We start from the raw sequence: 13,726 nt of genomic DNA on the forward strand, positions 1-13,726 counted from the left end.
TTTCACTGTACAAATCTCTATTTAAAACAATTAAATGCTTCGGTATGAGGCACCTAAATGATTAAGATTATGAAAACGATTATCAGCACAAAATACATAAAAAAAATAGCTTTTTTGGCTCTCGCAAGCGTGTCAACAATTGCAATGGCCCAAGAGGAAGAAGATGCCAAAACAAAGTTTGAATTTAGCGGAACGGTCGACGCATATTACAGAACCAATATTACCGCTCCAAATGGTGAAGATGCCATTGCACCAGGTTCTTCCTTTGCCAATTTAGATGGGTTTTCTTTGGGCATGGCCAATGTAATAGCCAGTTATGAAGGGGATAAAGTAGGCTTTGTAGCCGACTTGGTGTTTGGACCCAGGGGAACCGACGCTATTTTTGCCTCCCCAATGTACTCGGCAACTGGTGACATTGTAAACCAGTTATATGTATATTGGAATGTAAGTGAGGATGTAACATTGACCTTCGGTAACTTCAATACCTTTTTGGGGTATGAAGTAATTTCTCCGGCAGCCAACTTTAACTATAGCACTTCCTATTTATTTTCATACGGACCCTTTAGTCATACTGGTTTAAAGGCAGATTTTGATTTAGGTAGCGATTGGAGTGCTATGTTGGCCGTAATGAACCCAACTGATTTGACCGAGTTGAACGGAACGGGAGACTACGCTGTTGGTGCGCAATTGGGATACTCAGGTCAGTTTTTGAATTTCTTGTACAGCCAAGGAGGTTTTGAAATTGATTACACCGGAGGATTTGATGTAACAGAAGATTTCTATTTAGGAATCAACGCAGCACACTTCAGCCAGGAAGACAATGGTGGAAGTTTTACCGGCGTCGCTCTTTATCCACAATTGGCCACCTCTGAAAACTTCACTATTGGGTTGAGAGGTGAATATTTTATGGAAGGAGACTTCTTCGGAGCTATTGGAGCTTCCGATGCAGATGGCGATTCAAGCGTGCTTGCTTTAACCCTAACCGGAAGTGCCACCATTGGCGACCTGATTTTAAAACCTGAAATTAGATTGGACAGCGCATCTGAAGATGCATTTATCGACAACGACGCCGACCCAACATCGAGCTTGGCTTCCGTACTCTTTGCGGCTATATATTCGTTCTAACTCAAATATTCGCAGAACGCAACCAAAAGCCTTATTCCTAGGAATAAGGCTTTTAGGGTTTAACAAAGTCCTTCACTCCTGCTCTCACCGAAGTTCTCAAATAATTTTGCCTCGGCACTAGGGGGCAGGAGTATTTTTTGTTATAAACACAGTACGGGTTGTACGCTTTATTGAAGTCTATTAAAATGGTATTCCCCTCGGGAATGGTCAAATCAATATAACGTCCGCCTCCATAGGTTTGAGATCCATTGGTCTCATCCAAAAAAGGCAAAAACAAATAATCTTTGTATTTCTCTTGCGAAAGTAAAGCTGGTGTTTGATAAATTTCCAACTGATGCTGCTTTCCATTCAACTGAAAATGCGCAATACCATAGACCACTTCTTCCGTTTTTTCCCCTGTAGTGGTATCCAGCATAAAAGGAACTGCATCAGGCGTTCGCTCAAACCTGGCCACAACCACATAGGTGGTATCGGGTTCAAAAAAATCCAATTCCTCAAAATCTATGCGATATTTATCAGGTAACGGTGACGTTTCAGGATTCCTGAATGAAGCGTTCAATTCATGCTGAAAATCCAATATCTCCCTTACTTTGGGCGATTCCACTTGCAAAGACACACTGGATACATGGTATTTTTTGTCCGACTTGCAACCGGTAATCAGAAGTAATGTCAAAATTATTAGGCGCCTCATTTGCTAAATTTTGTTAGCTATAAAAGTAATGGAAATCATTCTTAATACTACCTTAGCGCTGTTCCATGTTTAAAATTATGGTCCATATGAAAAATTTATTTGCCTTATTGGCACTAGCACTAATCCTTAGCTGCACAACCAAAAAAGAGAATGGAAAAACAAATACACTCCAAAGAATCCTTCCGGAGCTGGCCCCAGAAAGGTACAACGTCGCTTTTTTAATCATGAACGGGGTGTACAATACTGAATTTACGGCCCCTTTCGATATTTTTCAGCATACACAGTATCGAAAAAACATCAAAGCCATGAACACTTTTACTGTGGCCAATACGCTGGAGCCTATCACCTCGTTTGAAGGCGTTCGCATCCTCCCGGATTTTGATTATACCAAAGATTCCATTCCAAAAATCGACATTCTAGTAGTGCCGAGTGCCGAACATCATTTAGATACTGATTTAAAGGATACCGTCATGCTAAACTTCGTAAAGAACGTAAGCAAAGAGGCCCTTTTTGTGACTTCGCATTGCGATGGTGCCTTTGTTTTGGCCAAAACAGGGATTTTAGATGATGTTGCTTCCACTACTTTCCCAAGTGATATTCCAAAATACAAAGAAATGTTCCCTCATCTAAATGTAAAGGATAGTGTGTTGTTTGTGCATGATGGAAAATACATTACCTCAGCCGGAGGGGCGAAAAGTTTTGAGGCCGCATTATACCTCTGCGAATATTTATATGGAAAGGAAATAACCGAATCGATAGCTCGTGGACTGGTTATAGATTGGAATCTGGAAGAAGTGCCTCGATTTATTCCTCATTGATTTGGTACCGGGCGTCCTTCAAATATTTAGAAACCAACTCATTGAATTTCGAATCAATTCGAAGCAGGGCGGTATGTTCTAAATTGTAAAGTTGGTCCGTATCCTTGAATCCTTTTTTCAAAGCCTCCTCCAAATAAAACAGAGCTGTTTCAAAATCTTCATTCTTGGCACTCAGCGCTATTATCTTTAAGTAAAAATCGAAATTTTGGGGTTCCAGTATCGTTTTCAGCTCATACAGAAATGCCAAGGCATCCTCGTCAATCAGTGCCTCGGATTGGACGATATCAATATTATCTTCGGCCAAGGCATTGACATAACCCCTTAAACGATTTCCCATTTCTTTTTCATATGGATTTATCCCTTTCAAAAACTTATCCAACTCGGTCATTTGATAATTCCACCATCCCAAATTGTTGAAATTGTGGGTAATCACATCTTCTTCCAAATAATATTGATAATCCTCTTTAAGCAACGATTCCTTAAGCAAGGCAGCATTTTCGCTTCTTTTCATTCCTTTAAAAACTTTGTCCTTCCGTAGTTCTTTTTGAACGTTCCGAAGTGAATCAAGATTTTTATAGACCCCATAAATGGACATCATTTCAACCATCTGCTGTTCCGCCAACAAGAATTTCTTTAAACTTTTTAGTTCATTTATTCTGTTCAGGTCAGCCTCATAAGCTCTTTGAACATATGATGAGTCGGTAGAAATTACATTTTTTCGCATAGCCTGTAAGGTAAAGTACTGCAGGGCTTTTGATAAATAACTGGTTTCTGGCCAATCTTTGGATTGCGGATATAGTAACAATTGATTTGGAAATCTAAACCGATCAAGCACTCTTTTCATTGCCCGCATGGAGATGTAATTGTAATTGTTCTTATTGCTGATTCCTATGAAATGAAAAGGTCTTTTAGGACTCAACAATTCAATATTAGCAATGGAAGCCCCAATGGACAATGCTCCTTTTACTTCTTTTACGAAAAGTGGCACCAAATTGGCAAATCGACCCCCAGAACCAGCTCCGGCAGCATAAATTCTGGAATTTCCTATGGGAAGTATCTCCAAAACTCTTTGAAGTGCTTCTCCCGTTTTGACCATATTATTGGACAACGAAATGCTATCGTGAAGTTGCGGGGCGGCCAAAACATAACCCTCTTCCTCAGCTGAATTCAGAAACATGGACAAAGTTTGCTTTTCCCTTCCCTCCATATCAAACACCAATAACAGCGGCCATTGTTTCTCCGTAGTAAAATTGGTGGGCAAATACAGGGAAAAGGTATCGGCCACAGAATCATTAACCGGAAGCGACTGAAGGATAGCGCCTTTTTTTAATACCATCTCTTGCGATAGTAAAGGCTGCATAACCGCCATAACAAGAAAAAACAGCGCGTATTTTTTATTCATAACTCTTTCACAGCAAAAATCTGGCCAAAAAGACAATCGAATGGCCCGGCTTAAAATTAAGCGAAAAAAACGATTAAACCTTACCATCAGTGATTGGGGCATTGGCAACAACATTTGAAAGCACAATATGGGTTCTACACTCGCCATAGGTTATTAAATCATCTATAAATCTTTCCAAATGCACTTGGTCTTTGAGTACAACTTCCATAATAATATTCTCATTCCCTGTGATTCGATAACAATTGACCACTTCCTTATAGCTTCCCACCTTATTCAGAAAGGGCTTCAACTTCCCCATAAATGCCCTTAGCATAATTATGGCCTTAAGCTGATAACCTGCCATTGCATATGACACATTTGTGTTATAACCTTCTATTATGCCAAGGTCTTCCATCTTTTTTACCCTTTCGGCTACTGCTGGTGGCGTAAGTCCAACCTTCCGTCCAATATTGGCAAAAGATTCCCGTGCGTTTTGCTGTAAACATGTTAAAATTTCCCAATTAAGATCATCTATTTGCATAACAAGAAAATTCAGTGGTAAAATTTTATAATTTAAAGTAAAATAGCATTTTTACTTTAAAAATAAAAGTTAAATTATTCTTTTCCTACGTAATTTTATGGTAGAAAATTGCTAGAAAAAATGGAGAGGAGTTCTTTACATTCCCTTGGGGTATATCGCAAATCGCTGGCCTTACGCGACTTGAGTGAGGCCGTTGCGCTTTATTTTACATACAACAAGGATAGATTGTCGTTACGTAAAATAGACAATTTTAGAAATGACATATCCAATTCGTTGATGACCGACGCCTCATTGATTACCAAAGAGGTGGAAATGGCCGCATTGAGCAATTCGTATTCGGTACGAATGAAAAGTTTGACCTTTATCAATATCATGACCCGTAATATTTTAGCTTATTGCAATGGTTTGGAGCGTGATGGTGTTAAGGAAAAGGAATACCTGAACCTGCTTCGCAAGGAAATCAAGACTTTTAGGAGTTCCTTTAAAAAATGGAGAAAGTCATTCAATAACGGCAACGATTAACTCCTAATTCATTTCAAATAACACCTGCCTACATATTTCGTCGGTACTGACCACCTACTTCGAAGAGTGCATTTGTAATCTGTCCCAATGAACAACATTTGACAACTTCCATAAGCTTTTCAAAGAGGTTTTCGTTTTTTATAGCGGTCTGCTTAAGTTCATCCAACTGTTTTTTGGCTTCAACCGTATTTCTTTGATTGAGGTTTTTAAGCGTATCGATTTGATTTTGTTTTTCATTTTGCGTAGCCCTTATTACTTCTGACGGCAATATTGTTGGGGAACCCTTGGAACTCAAAAAGGTATTCACCCCAATAATGGGATACCCCCCCGAGTGCTTTAGTGTCTCATAATGCAAGCTTTCTTCTTGAATCTTAGAACGTTGGTACATGGTCTCCATAGCGCCCAAGACACCACCACGTTCGGTAATTCTATCAAATTCCAATAAGACAGCCTCTTCAACAAGATCGGTCAATTCTTCAATAATAAATGAGCCCTGCATAGGGTTTTCATTTTTGGCCAAGCCCAACTCTTTGTTTATAATCAATTGGATTGCCATGGCCCTACGCACCGATTCTTCCGTTGGAGTGGTTATGGCCTCATCATATGCATTGGTATGCAGTGAATTGCAATTGTCATAAATAGCATAGAGTGCTTGTAATGTTGTTCGAATATCATTAAAGTCGATTTCCTGTGCATGCAAACTTCTTCCGGAAGTCTGAATATGGTATTTGAGCATTTGTGCCCTTGGGTCGGCTCCGTATTTTTCTTTTAAGGCCTTGGCCCAAATCCTTCGTGCAACTCGTCCTATCACCGCATATTCGGGATCAACACCATTGGAGAAAAAGAAGGAAAGATTGGGGCCGAATTTATTGATATCCATTCCCCTACTCAAATAATACTCCACATAGGTAAACCCGTTGGACAGTGTAAAAGCCAATTGCGTAATGGGGTTGGCCCCAGCCTCGGCAATATGATATCCTGAAATGGAAACAGAATAAAAATTACGCACTTGATGTTCAATAAAATACTCCTGTACATCTCCCATCAACCGCAAAGCAAACTCGGTAGAGAAAATACAGGTATTTTGCGCTTGGTCTTCCTTTAAAATATCTGCCTGAACGGTACCCCTGACCTGATTTAAGGTTTCACTCTTTATTTTTTCATAGACTTCTGAGGGTAAAACTTGGTCACCTGTCACCCCTAAAAGCATCAATCCCAAGCCGTCATTTCCTTCGGGAAGCTCGCCTGAGTATGATGGTCTTTCTCCTTTTCCTGACTTGTAGATTTTGTCTATTTTTTGGGTTACCTCTTTCTCCAACCCATTTTTCTTGATGTATTTTTCACAATTTTGGTCAATGGCGGCATTCATAAAAAAGGCCAATAACATGGGGGCGGGACCGTTGATGGTCATGCTCACCGAAGTCATTGGATTACTCAAATCGAATCCGGAATACAATTTTTTCGCATCGTCCAAGCAACATATCGATACGCCAGCATTACCAATTTTTCCATAGATATCGGGCCTATGGTCGGGATCACTCCCATAAAGCGTGACAGAATCAAAGGCTGTGGAAAGTCTCTTGGCTGGCATATCCAAACTCACATAATGAAAACGTCTATTTGTGCGCTCGGGACCGCCTTCTCCGGCAAACATTCTTGTGGGGTCTTCCCCTTCCCTTTTAAAAGGGTATAGTCCTGCTGTATATGGAAATTCACCGGGTACATTTTCTTGTAGACTCCATTTTAGTATATCTCCCCAAGCTTCATATTTGGGGAGGGCCACTTTTGGAATTTGGCTGTGGGAGAGTGATTCGGTATGTGTATTTATTTGAACATCCTTGCCTCTAACCTTGAAGGTGTAGATTTCTGCTTGATAGCGTTCCTTCTTTTCCTGCCATTTCAAAATCGTTTCCCAATGATGTGGATCAAGGTTCATTTTTACCTTATCGAATTCCTTTATTAATAAAGAAAGTAGTTGTTCGTCATCTTTATCTTTAAGCTGACCAAAGACATTGTTTTCTTCCAATCCGGATTTGGACAGTAGCTGTAATCTGGATTTTGTTTCCTCTATTTTCACAATGGATGCAATGGTCAGAAAAATGCCATATAGTTGCTGTGCAATTTTGCTTTGTACTTCAACCCTTGAATCATACGCCCGATTATTCTCTGCAATTTCAGAAAGGTAGCGGGTTCTTGCCGGAGGTATCACAAATACTTTTTCCGACATTTCATCGGACACTTCATAAGCAGAGGTAAATTTAGCGTTGGCTTTTGTAACCAAAGTGTCCATGACCACCTTGTACAGCTTGTTCATACCTGGATCATTGAATTGCGAAGCAATGGTTCCAAATATCGGTAGGTCATTTTGGTCTGTATCCCAAAGTCCATGGTTGCGCATGTACTGTTTTTTTACATCGCGGAGAGCATCTTGAGCACCTCTTTTATCAAATTTGTTGATCGCAACCACATCGGCAAAATCGAGCATATCTATCTTCTCTAACTGTGTGGCCGCTCCAAATTCAGGAGTCATTACATAAAGTGAAACATTACTATGTTCCAAAATTTCGGTATCGGACTGCCCGATACCCGAAGTTTCCAAAATGATCAAATCAAAATTGGCCGCCTTCAACACCTGTACCGCCTCTGAAACATGTTTGGATAATGCCAAATTGGACTGTCGCGTGGCCAGCGAACGCATATAAACCCTATTGTTATTGATAGCATTCATTCGGATACGGTCGCCCAATAGCGCTCCTCCCGTTTTTCGTTTTGATGGATCTACAGAGATTATACCGATATGCTTTTCAGGGAAATCTGCCAAAAATCTTCGAACGAGTTCATCAACCAAACTCGATTTACCTGCCCCGCCTGTTCCTGTAATTCCAAGTACGGGCATATCCAATCCTCTTTTTTCAATTGCTGGTACGTACGATTCAAAAACTCCATGTCTATTTTCCGCCAAAGAAATGAGCCGGGCCACGGTATTCACATTTTTTGCAGCTAAAGACGTTTCAAACTTCATCTTTTCAGGAAGCACTAAATCGGGCACAGGACTATCGCATCGTTTAACTAAGTCGTTGATCATGCCTTGTAATCCCATTTCCCGTCCATCATCTGGAGAATAGATCCGTTCTATCCCATAATCCATAAGATCCCTAATTTCTTGAGGTAGGATTACACCTCCGCCCCCTCCAAATATTTTAATATGTGCGGCTCCCTTTTCTTGAAGCAGATCATACATGTACCGGAAGTATTCATTATGCCCTCCTTGATAGGAAGTTATGGCGATAGCATTCGCATCTTCCTGAACGGCACAATCCACGACCTCAAGTACACTTCTATCATGTCCCAAATGAATTACTTCCACCCCAGTGGCTTGTATTATACGCCTCATGATATTGATTGCTGCATCATGCCCATCAAAAAGGGAGGCAGCGGTTACGATTCGAATCTTATTTTTGGGTGTGTAGGGCTTAATTTGTTCCATTGACAATAAACGGTCGAATTTTAAGCTGCAATTTACGGAAAATGCAATGAATTTTCTGTTTTAGTTAGGATATTATAAAAATAATGATGGCTTTCGGTTCCTTTTTGGATTATCCTAATTTTATCCAGCTAAAACTACGCCATGGAGTTAACGTTACTGATACATTGCAATGATCAACCCGGAATCATAAGTTCTGTAACCCATTTTATTCAATCCAAAGGGGGAAACATTGTTTATTTGGACCAACATGTTGACAAAGAAGCGGGCGTTTTTTTTATGCGGCTGACCAGTGAATTTGAGCATGTTTTTTCCTTGGTGGATTTTAAACAGGCATTTAATACAAAGCTTGCCAAACAATATGCAATGTCTTGGGACATCCATATGGATGGGCAAAAGCCTAAAATGGCCCTTTTTGTATCTAAATACAACCATTGTCTTTATGACCTTTTGAGCAGATATAATTCTGGCGAGTTGCTGGTGGATATCCCTTTTATCTTGAGCAATCATCCAGATTTAAAATATATAGCGGACCAATTCCAAATTCCATATTACCATATTCCCGTTTCTAAGGACACCAAAAAGGACGCTGAGCAAAAACAGTTGGAGCTATTGAAAGAACACGGGATTGACTTCATTGTGTTGGCCAGGTACATGCAAATTATATCTCCCGCAGTGATTGATGTGTATCCACAAAAAATAATTAACATCCATCATTCTTTTTTACCGGCATTCGCCGGGGCCAAACCATACCACGCTGCTTTTAAAAGAGGGGTAAAGATTATTGGTGCCACTAGTCACTACGTTACTGCTGAGTTGGATGCTGGTCCAATAATAGAGCAAGACGTAACCACGGTTTCACATTCCCATTCCATAAGGGATTTCATTGCCAAAGGAAGGGATTTGGAAAAAATTGTGCTTTCCAGGGCGGTCCAACTACATGTGGAAAGAAAAACCATTGTTTACAATAACAAGACCGTTATTTTTTCTTAATTATCGATTTGGCATCATTTTTCTTAAGGATTAGCAGTAAATTGACATCAAACACTAAACAAGAACAACTATGAAACGATTGCTTTTATGTTTTATGGCTTTTCAATTATTTGGTTGCGCCGAACTTCAACAGGTTGTTAACCAACTGCCACAGGGAACCTCTGGAATTGGAAATGCAGAGATAGCACAAGGCCTTAGAGAGGCATTGAACTTTGGGATAGAAAAACAGGTGAACAAACTCACCGCAAAAGACGGTTTTTTTAAAAACGAATTGGTTAAAATACTTTTACCGGACGAACTTAAGAAAGTCGATAAGACCCTTCGGGATATCGGTTTGGGAAACCTGGCCGACGAGGGACTTAGAATTTTAAACAGGGCAGCTGAGGATGCGGTAAAGGAAGCCACACCAATTTTTGTCGATGCGGTAAAGGGAATCACCTTTAATGACGCTAAACAAATTTTGTTGGGAAATGACAAGGCAGCTACCTCGTATCTGGAAGGCAGTACCCGTAACAAACTGGCTGTGAAGTTCAACCCAGTAATAAAAAATTCCTTTAGCAAAGTGGGTGCAGATCAAATATGGGAAAACATCATCACCAAATACAACAATTTGCCCCTAACTTCAGATGTTGATCCTGATTTAACGAATTATACTACCGAAAAAGCGCTTGATGGTGTTTTCACCATGATCGCGATTGAAGAAAAGGAGATTAGGACCAAAATCGCGTCAAGAACTACTGATTTGTTAAAAAAAGTCTTTGCTCTGCAAGATTAATTGTAATTTTCTCTTAATTATGCAATAACATTCAGAAATTATCGTTATTATCACAATAAAACAAGGCAATTTCAACAAATTCCTAATGTTTGCTTTACCTTGGGCAACAATTCATACAGGAATTTTGTAGTAAATTATCTGAGTTAGCATTTTTTTGAGTTAGTTAGTTTAAACCGGTGCATGCACCGGTTTTTTGTTTTTATGCAATTAACTGATTATTAGAGCTATATAAACACATCTAACTCAAAACAGATTCAACTTCAAAAGGTAAACTATTATCGGGGATTACCTATTTTAAGATTTTGTTAACATTTGTAAGTGTTAATATTCTTAATTTGAGAGAAGGCTAATTCAATCAAAAACATGGGACGGTCATGTTATCTTGTATTTGTATGCACCTTTGTTTGTGCATCATGTTTTTCCGCCATTGGTAAGAATGGTTGGAATTATACAGATGAATTTCCCGCCATAGTCCTAAAAGATTCCTTAGAATGGGCTGACTATTACTACAACATTGGCGAGTTTGACAAAGCTCTTACGATTTACCAAAGACAACTTGATAATAAGAATACAGAAAACACCTATGTTCTTAAAAAACTGGCATTATGTTCCGCGGCCATGAAAAACCCCTTGGGCGCAACCAATCATGCACTTGCCTATCTTCAGTCAGATTTTAAACCTGCATTTTTGTTGAATGAAGGCTTTGACCCCGTACGGGAAACAAACCAGTTTAAAAGAGTTTACGAAAAGATTCTGCCCAATGTTACTGTATGGACATTGATCTACTTATTTGTAGCCATCGTTGGTTTCTATGTGGTTTTTGTAATCTCCATAAACAAACAAATACATAGCGCCTCACGATTTCTAATTGCTTCCTTTATTTTTATTCACTCTCTGTTTATACTGAATATTAGTGTTAACAGTTCGAATTATATGTTCGAATTTCCACATACCTACTTAATGTCCACTTGGGCCTCTTTTCTATATGGTCCATTGCTATATTTTTATTTTAAGTCTACGTCACATAAATATCGATTTAAAACGTATGACCTAATACATGCCGTGCCCACCTTGGCGCTTCTGTTTTATATGATGTTCACCGTTTATTTGTTTTCCGCAGAGGACAAAGTACATTTGATGCTAAATAGAATCCAAAACGGATTGAATCCACAGGATTCAGGAAAATTGTTATTGCTGGTAATCTTAAAAATTGTTTCGTTGACCATTTATGGCTTTTTTATAAGAAAAGTGTATCTAAAAGCTGCAAAAGAAAAGCTCCTCGATTCAAGAAAGCTAGTTTGGCAGAAAAATGTCTACCAAATCCATATACTTTATGTAATAACTTATACAGCTTACGGTTTTCTTGTAGTAAATCAAATAAACTCAGGATTTATTTATGCTACTTCGACGGCGACAATGGCCTTGATGGTTCTTTATGTTGGTTACTCCGCCAATATTCAACCTGATGTGTTTAGCGGAGTCTATGCCTACAAAAACCGTCTGTTTCCCAAATATGAGAAGTCGGGGCTTACCCCCAGTCTTTCAAATGAGTTAAAGGAAAGCTTGGTTTATCTTTTCTCGGTCGAAAAAATCTACAAAGAAAACAACATCAACCTTGACATGGTGGCCGAGAAATTAAGCACTACTAGACATAATGCTTCTCAAATAATCAACGAACATTTTAATGTAAGCTTCCACGAGTTCGTAAATATGTATAGAATTCAAGAAGCCAAAGAATTATTGTTGGAAGATAAATCTCGAAAACTAAGTATTATCAATGTTGCATATGAAGTGGGCTATAACAATAAGGTAACCTTCAATAAAGCTTTCAAAAAAGACACTCAGCTGACCCCTTCCGAATACCAAAAGAGCACATTAAGGGTCTAAAAGCAAGAAGTATTTCTGCATCGGCAGGGTAAAGGTTGATAAGTCTTAGCCCTGTTGACCTTCACTTTTCATTATTTTATATGGAAACAGCCCATAGGGACACTTCTAAAAAAATTAGTCTCATTAGGTAAACATTTGAATTAGTCAATCAATATCACCTTTGGGCTGTTTTTATTTCCATATACCCACCAATAATTCACATTAAGTTTTCAGTTGCAACTATATTTCTATGATTTACATCAACGAAGTTGTTCCTGTACCCTTGCCCGGTGTTGTTAAAGTTTTATCAAATATTTTATCAATTCCTCGAAATGGAGGTCGATTCTGTTAATTTTTAGATAAAGTACCTGATTTCTAGATGAATACGCTCTCACCTCATAATCCAATCAAGTGTTTTCAACGTATCTTTGGTATAACAAATCTTTTACAATGAAAAATCAGTATTGCAAAGTCGGGGCGGTGACTCCGATCACCAGCGGAAATCAGGCAGTGGCCGTTTTGGAATTCAGATATCGGAATTTTATCGAAAAAGCCGCCGATGCCACATATATTGACACCAACCTTGGTGAATTCTTCAAAAGAAAAGCACAGAATATCAAGAAAATATTGGAAGACCTAAGTCAGTAAGCTAGCTTAGTTTCGTCAACTCCAATGCCATTTCTTCCTGTAAAATTTTCGCCTTTTCGGCAGCTTTGACTGCAAAATCTTCTTCCTGCGAAGCATATAGAATTCCCCTGGAAGAGTTTACCAAAAGGCCAACATCCTTGGTAATTCCGTATTTGCACACTTCTTGTAAACTTCCGCCCTGTGCACCCACTCCGGGCACCAATAAAAATTGCTTTGGAACTATTGCGCGAATATCCCTAAGAAAAGTTGCTTTTGTTGCCCCTACCACATACATCAAATTTTCGGCATTTGTATAGGTTTTCGATACTTCCAGCACCTCTTTGAACAATTCTTTTCCATCCACCGTTTTTGTCTGGAAATCAAATGCCCCTCGGTTAGAGGTTAAAGCCAACAAAATGGTGTGTTTGTCCTCAAATTCTAAAAATGGCTCCACTGAATCTTTTCCCATATATGGTGCAATGGTAATGGAATCAAAATTCAAGGTTTCAAAAAAAGCCTTCGCATAACGAGTGGAAGTATTTCCAATATCACCCCTTTTGGCATCGGCTATGGTAAATATTTCGGGGTGCTTCGAATTCAGATAATGCATTGTCCGTTCCAAAGCCTTCCAACCTTCCAACCCGTAAGCCTCATAAAAGGCGATGTTAGGCTTATATGCAACGCAAAACTGGTGTGTGGCATCAATTATAGCTTTATTAAAGGCAAAAATTGGGTCTTCTTCTTTAAGAAGGTGTTTGGGAATTTTATCTAAATCGGTGTCCAAACCAACACACAGGAAAGACTTTTTCTTTTTGATTTGGGATATTAATGTTTCAATTTTCATATTTAGATTCTCATCTACACACGTTCTCGACTGCTCCTTCGACAAGCTCAGGATGACAG

General features: G+C 39.2%; 12 protein-coding genes. 7 read left to right on the forward strand and 5 right to left on the reverse strand.

Translation table 11 applies throughout. The annotated features are described in order from the left end of the window. Positions 1 to 69 precede the first annotated feature (69 nt). Positions 70 to 1,125: a porin gene (locus ACULLG_RS15280; protein ID WP_452127668.1), complete on the forward strand. Its 1,056-nt coding sequence runs from the start codon at positions 70 to 72 to the stop codon at positions 1,123 to 1,125. A gap of 52 nt (positions 1,126 to 1,177) precedes the next feature. Here ACULLG_RS15280 and ACULLG_RS15285 read toward each other — a convergent pair whose 3' ends face one another. Continuing rightward, positions 1,178 to 1,816 (reverse strand): DUF1684 domain-containing protein, encoded by a 639-nt coding sequence (locus tag ACULLG_RS15285; RefSeq protein WP_452127669.1) that lies wholly within the window; start codon positions 1,814 to 1,816, stop codon positions 1,178 to 1,180. 86 nt (positions 1,817 to 1,902) lie between these two features. Here ACULLG_RS15285 and ACULLG_RS15290 point away from each other — a divergent pair, with 86 nt between their 5' ends. Then, positions 1,903 to 2,634, forward strand: a complete 732-nt coding sequence (locus ACULLG_RS15290; RefSeq protein ID WP_452127670.1) for a DJ-1/PfpI family protein — start codon at positions 1,903 to 1,905, stop codon at positions 2,632 to 2,634. Here ACULLG_RS15290 and ACULLG_RS15295 read toward each other — a convergent pair. Next, positions 2,621 to 4,036 (reverse strand): alpha/beta hydrolase, encoded by a 1,416-nt coding sequence (locus ACULLG_RS15295; protein ID WP_452127671.1) that lies wholly within the window; start codon positions 4,034 to 4,036, stop codon positions 2,621 to 2,623. The genes ACULLG_RS15290 and ACULLG_RS15295 overlap by 14 nt on opposite strands. A gap of 73 nt (positions 4,037 to 4,109) precedes the next feature. Beyond that, positions 4,110 to 4,556 carry an Lrp/AsnC family transcriptional regulator gene (locus tag ACULLG_RS15300; RefSeq protein WP_452127672.1) on the reverse strand — a complete coding sequence of 149 codons (447 nt, stop codon included), beginning with the start codon at positions 4,554 to 4,556 and terminating at the stop codon, positions 4,110 to 4,112. A gap of 120 nt (positions 4,557 to 4,676) precedes the next feature. On the opposite strand from ACULLG_RS15300, the gene ACULLG_RS15305 reads away from it, so the two are divergent. Next, complete coding sequence (locus tag ACULLG_RS15305) at positions 4,677 to 5,078, forward strand: hypothetical protein (RefSeq protein ID WP_420319985.1); 402 nt, start codon at positions 4,677 to 4,679, stop codon at positions 5,076 to 5,078. A gap of 28 nt (positions 5,079 to 5,106) precedes the next feature. Here ACULLG_RS15305 and ACULLG_RS15310 read toward each other — a convergent pair whose 3' ends face one another. Further along, positions 5,107 to 8,565, reverse strand: coding sequence for a methylmalonyl-CoA mutase family protein (locus ACULLG_RS15310; protein ID WP_452127673.1), 3,459 nt, complete (start codon positions 8,563 to 8,565; stop codon positions 5,107 to 5,109). Between the two features lie 141 nt (positions 8,566 to 8,706). Between ACULLG_RS15310 and purU the strand changes: the two genes are divergently transcribed. The 4 genes from purU to ACULLG_RS15330 all read left to right on the forward strand — a co-directional run bounded on the left by purU (position 8,707) and on the right by ACULLG_RS15330 (position 12,844). Next, positions 8,707 to 9,555: a formyltetrahydrofolate deformylase gene (purU, locus tag ACULLG_RS15315; RefSeq protein ID WP_452127674.1), complete on the forward strand. Its 849-nt coding sequence runs from the start codon at positions 8,707 to 8,709 to the stop codon at positions 9,553 to 9,555. 70 nt (positions 9,556 to 9,625) lie between these two features. Beyond that, a complete protein-coding gene (locus tag ACULLG_RS15320; RefSeq protein WP_452127675.1) occupies positions 9,626 to 10,330 on the forward strand; it encodes a DUF4197 domain-containing protein in 705 nt (234 codons plus the stop codon). A gap of 363 nt (positions 10,331 to 10,693) precedes the next feature. Then, entirely contained in the window at positions 10,694 to 12,217 is a 1,524-nt protein-coding gene (locus tag ACULLG_RS15325) for a helix-turn-helix domain-containing protein (protein WP_452127676.1), read from the forward strand. A 429-nt stretch (positions 12,218 to 12,646) separates the two neighbouring features. Further along, positions 12,647 to 12,844 carry a hypothetical protein gene (locus ACULLG_RS15330; protein ID WP_452127677.1) on the forward strand — a complete coding sequence of 66 codons (198 nt, stop codon included), beginning with the start codon at positions 12,647 to 12,649 and terminating at the stop codon, positions 12,842 to 12,844. 1 nt (position 12,845) lies between these two features. Here the strand turns inward: ACULLG_RS15330 and pyrF are convergent, their stop codons facing one another. After that, positions 12,846 to 13,667 (reverse strand): orotidine-5'-phosphate decarboxylase, encoded by an 822-nt coding sequence (pyrF, locus tag ACULLG_RS15335; RefSeq protein ID WP_452127678.1) that lies wholly within the window; start codon positions 13,665 to 13,667, stop codon positions 12,846 to 12,848. Positions 13,668 to 13,726: the final 59 nt, after the last annotated feature.

The sequence above is a fragment of the Flagellimonas sp. 2504JD1-5 genome (assembly GCF_053618295.1).

What these genes read in the sequence shown, in the direction of transcription:
- ACULLG_RS15310 (WP_452127673.1), bottom strand. Translation starts at nt 8,565, where the DNA reads ATGGAACAAATTAAGCCCTACACACCCAAAAATAAGATTCGAATCGTA.
- pyrF (WP_452127678.1), bottom strand. Translation starts at nt 13,667, where the DNA reads ATGAAAATTGAAACATTAATATCCCAAATCAAAAAGAAAAAGTCTTTC.
- purU (WP_452127674.1), top strand. Translation starts at nt 8,707, where the DNA reads ATGGAGTTAACGTTACTGATACATTGCAATGATCAACCCGGAATCATA.
- ACULLG_RS15330 (WP_452127677.1), top strand. Translation starts at nt 12,647, where the DNA reads ATGAAAAATCAGTATTGCAAAGTCGGGGCGGTGACTCCGATCACCAGC.
- ACULLG_RS15305 (WP_420319985.1), top strand. Translation starts at nt 4,677, where the DNA reads ATGGAGAGGAGTTCTTTACATTCCCTTGGGGTATATCGCAAATCGCTG.
- ACULLG_RS15320 (WP_452127675.1), top strand. Translation starts at nt 9,626, where the DNA reads ATGAAACGATTGCTTTTATGTTTTATGGCTTTTCAATTATTTGGTTGC.
- ACULLG_RS15280 (WP_452127668.1), top strand. Translation starts at nt 70, where the DNA reads ATGAAAACGATTATCAGCACAAAATACATAAAAAAAATAGCTTTTTTG.
- ACULLG_RS15300 (WP_452127672.1), bottom strand. Translation starts at nt 4,556, where the DNA reads ATGCAAATAGATGATCTTAATTGGGAAATTTTAACATGTTTACAGCAA.
- ACULLG_RS15325 (WP_452127676.1), top strand. Translation starts at nt 10,694, where the DNA reads ATGGGACGGTCATGTTATCTTGTATTTGTATGCACCTTTGTTTGTGCA.
- ACULLG_RS15290 (WP_452127670.1), top strand. Translation starts at nt 1,903, where the DNA reads ATGAAAAATTTATTTGCCTTATTGGCACTAGCACTAATCCTTAGCTGC.
- ACULLG_RS15295 (WP_452127671.1), bottom strand. Translation starts at nt 4,036, where the DNA reads ATGAATAAAAAATACGCGCTGTTTTTTCTTGTTATGGCGGTTATGCAG.
- ACULLG_RS15285 (WP_452127669.1), bottom strand. Translation starts at nt 1,816, where the DNA reads ATGAGGCGCCTAATAATTTTGACATTACTTCTGATTACCGGTTGCAAG.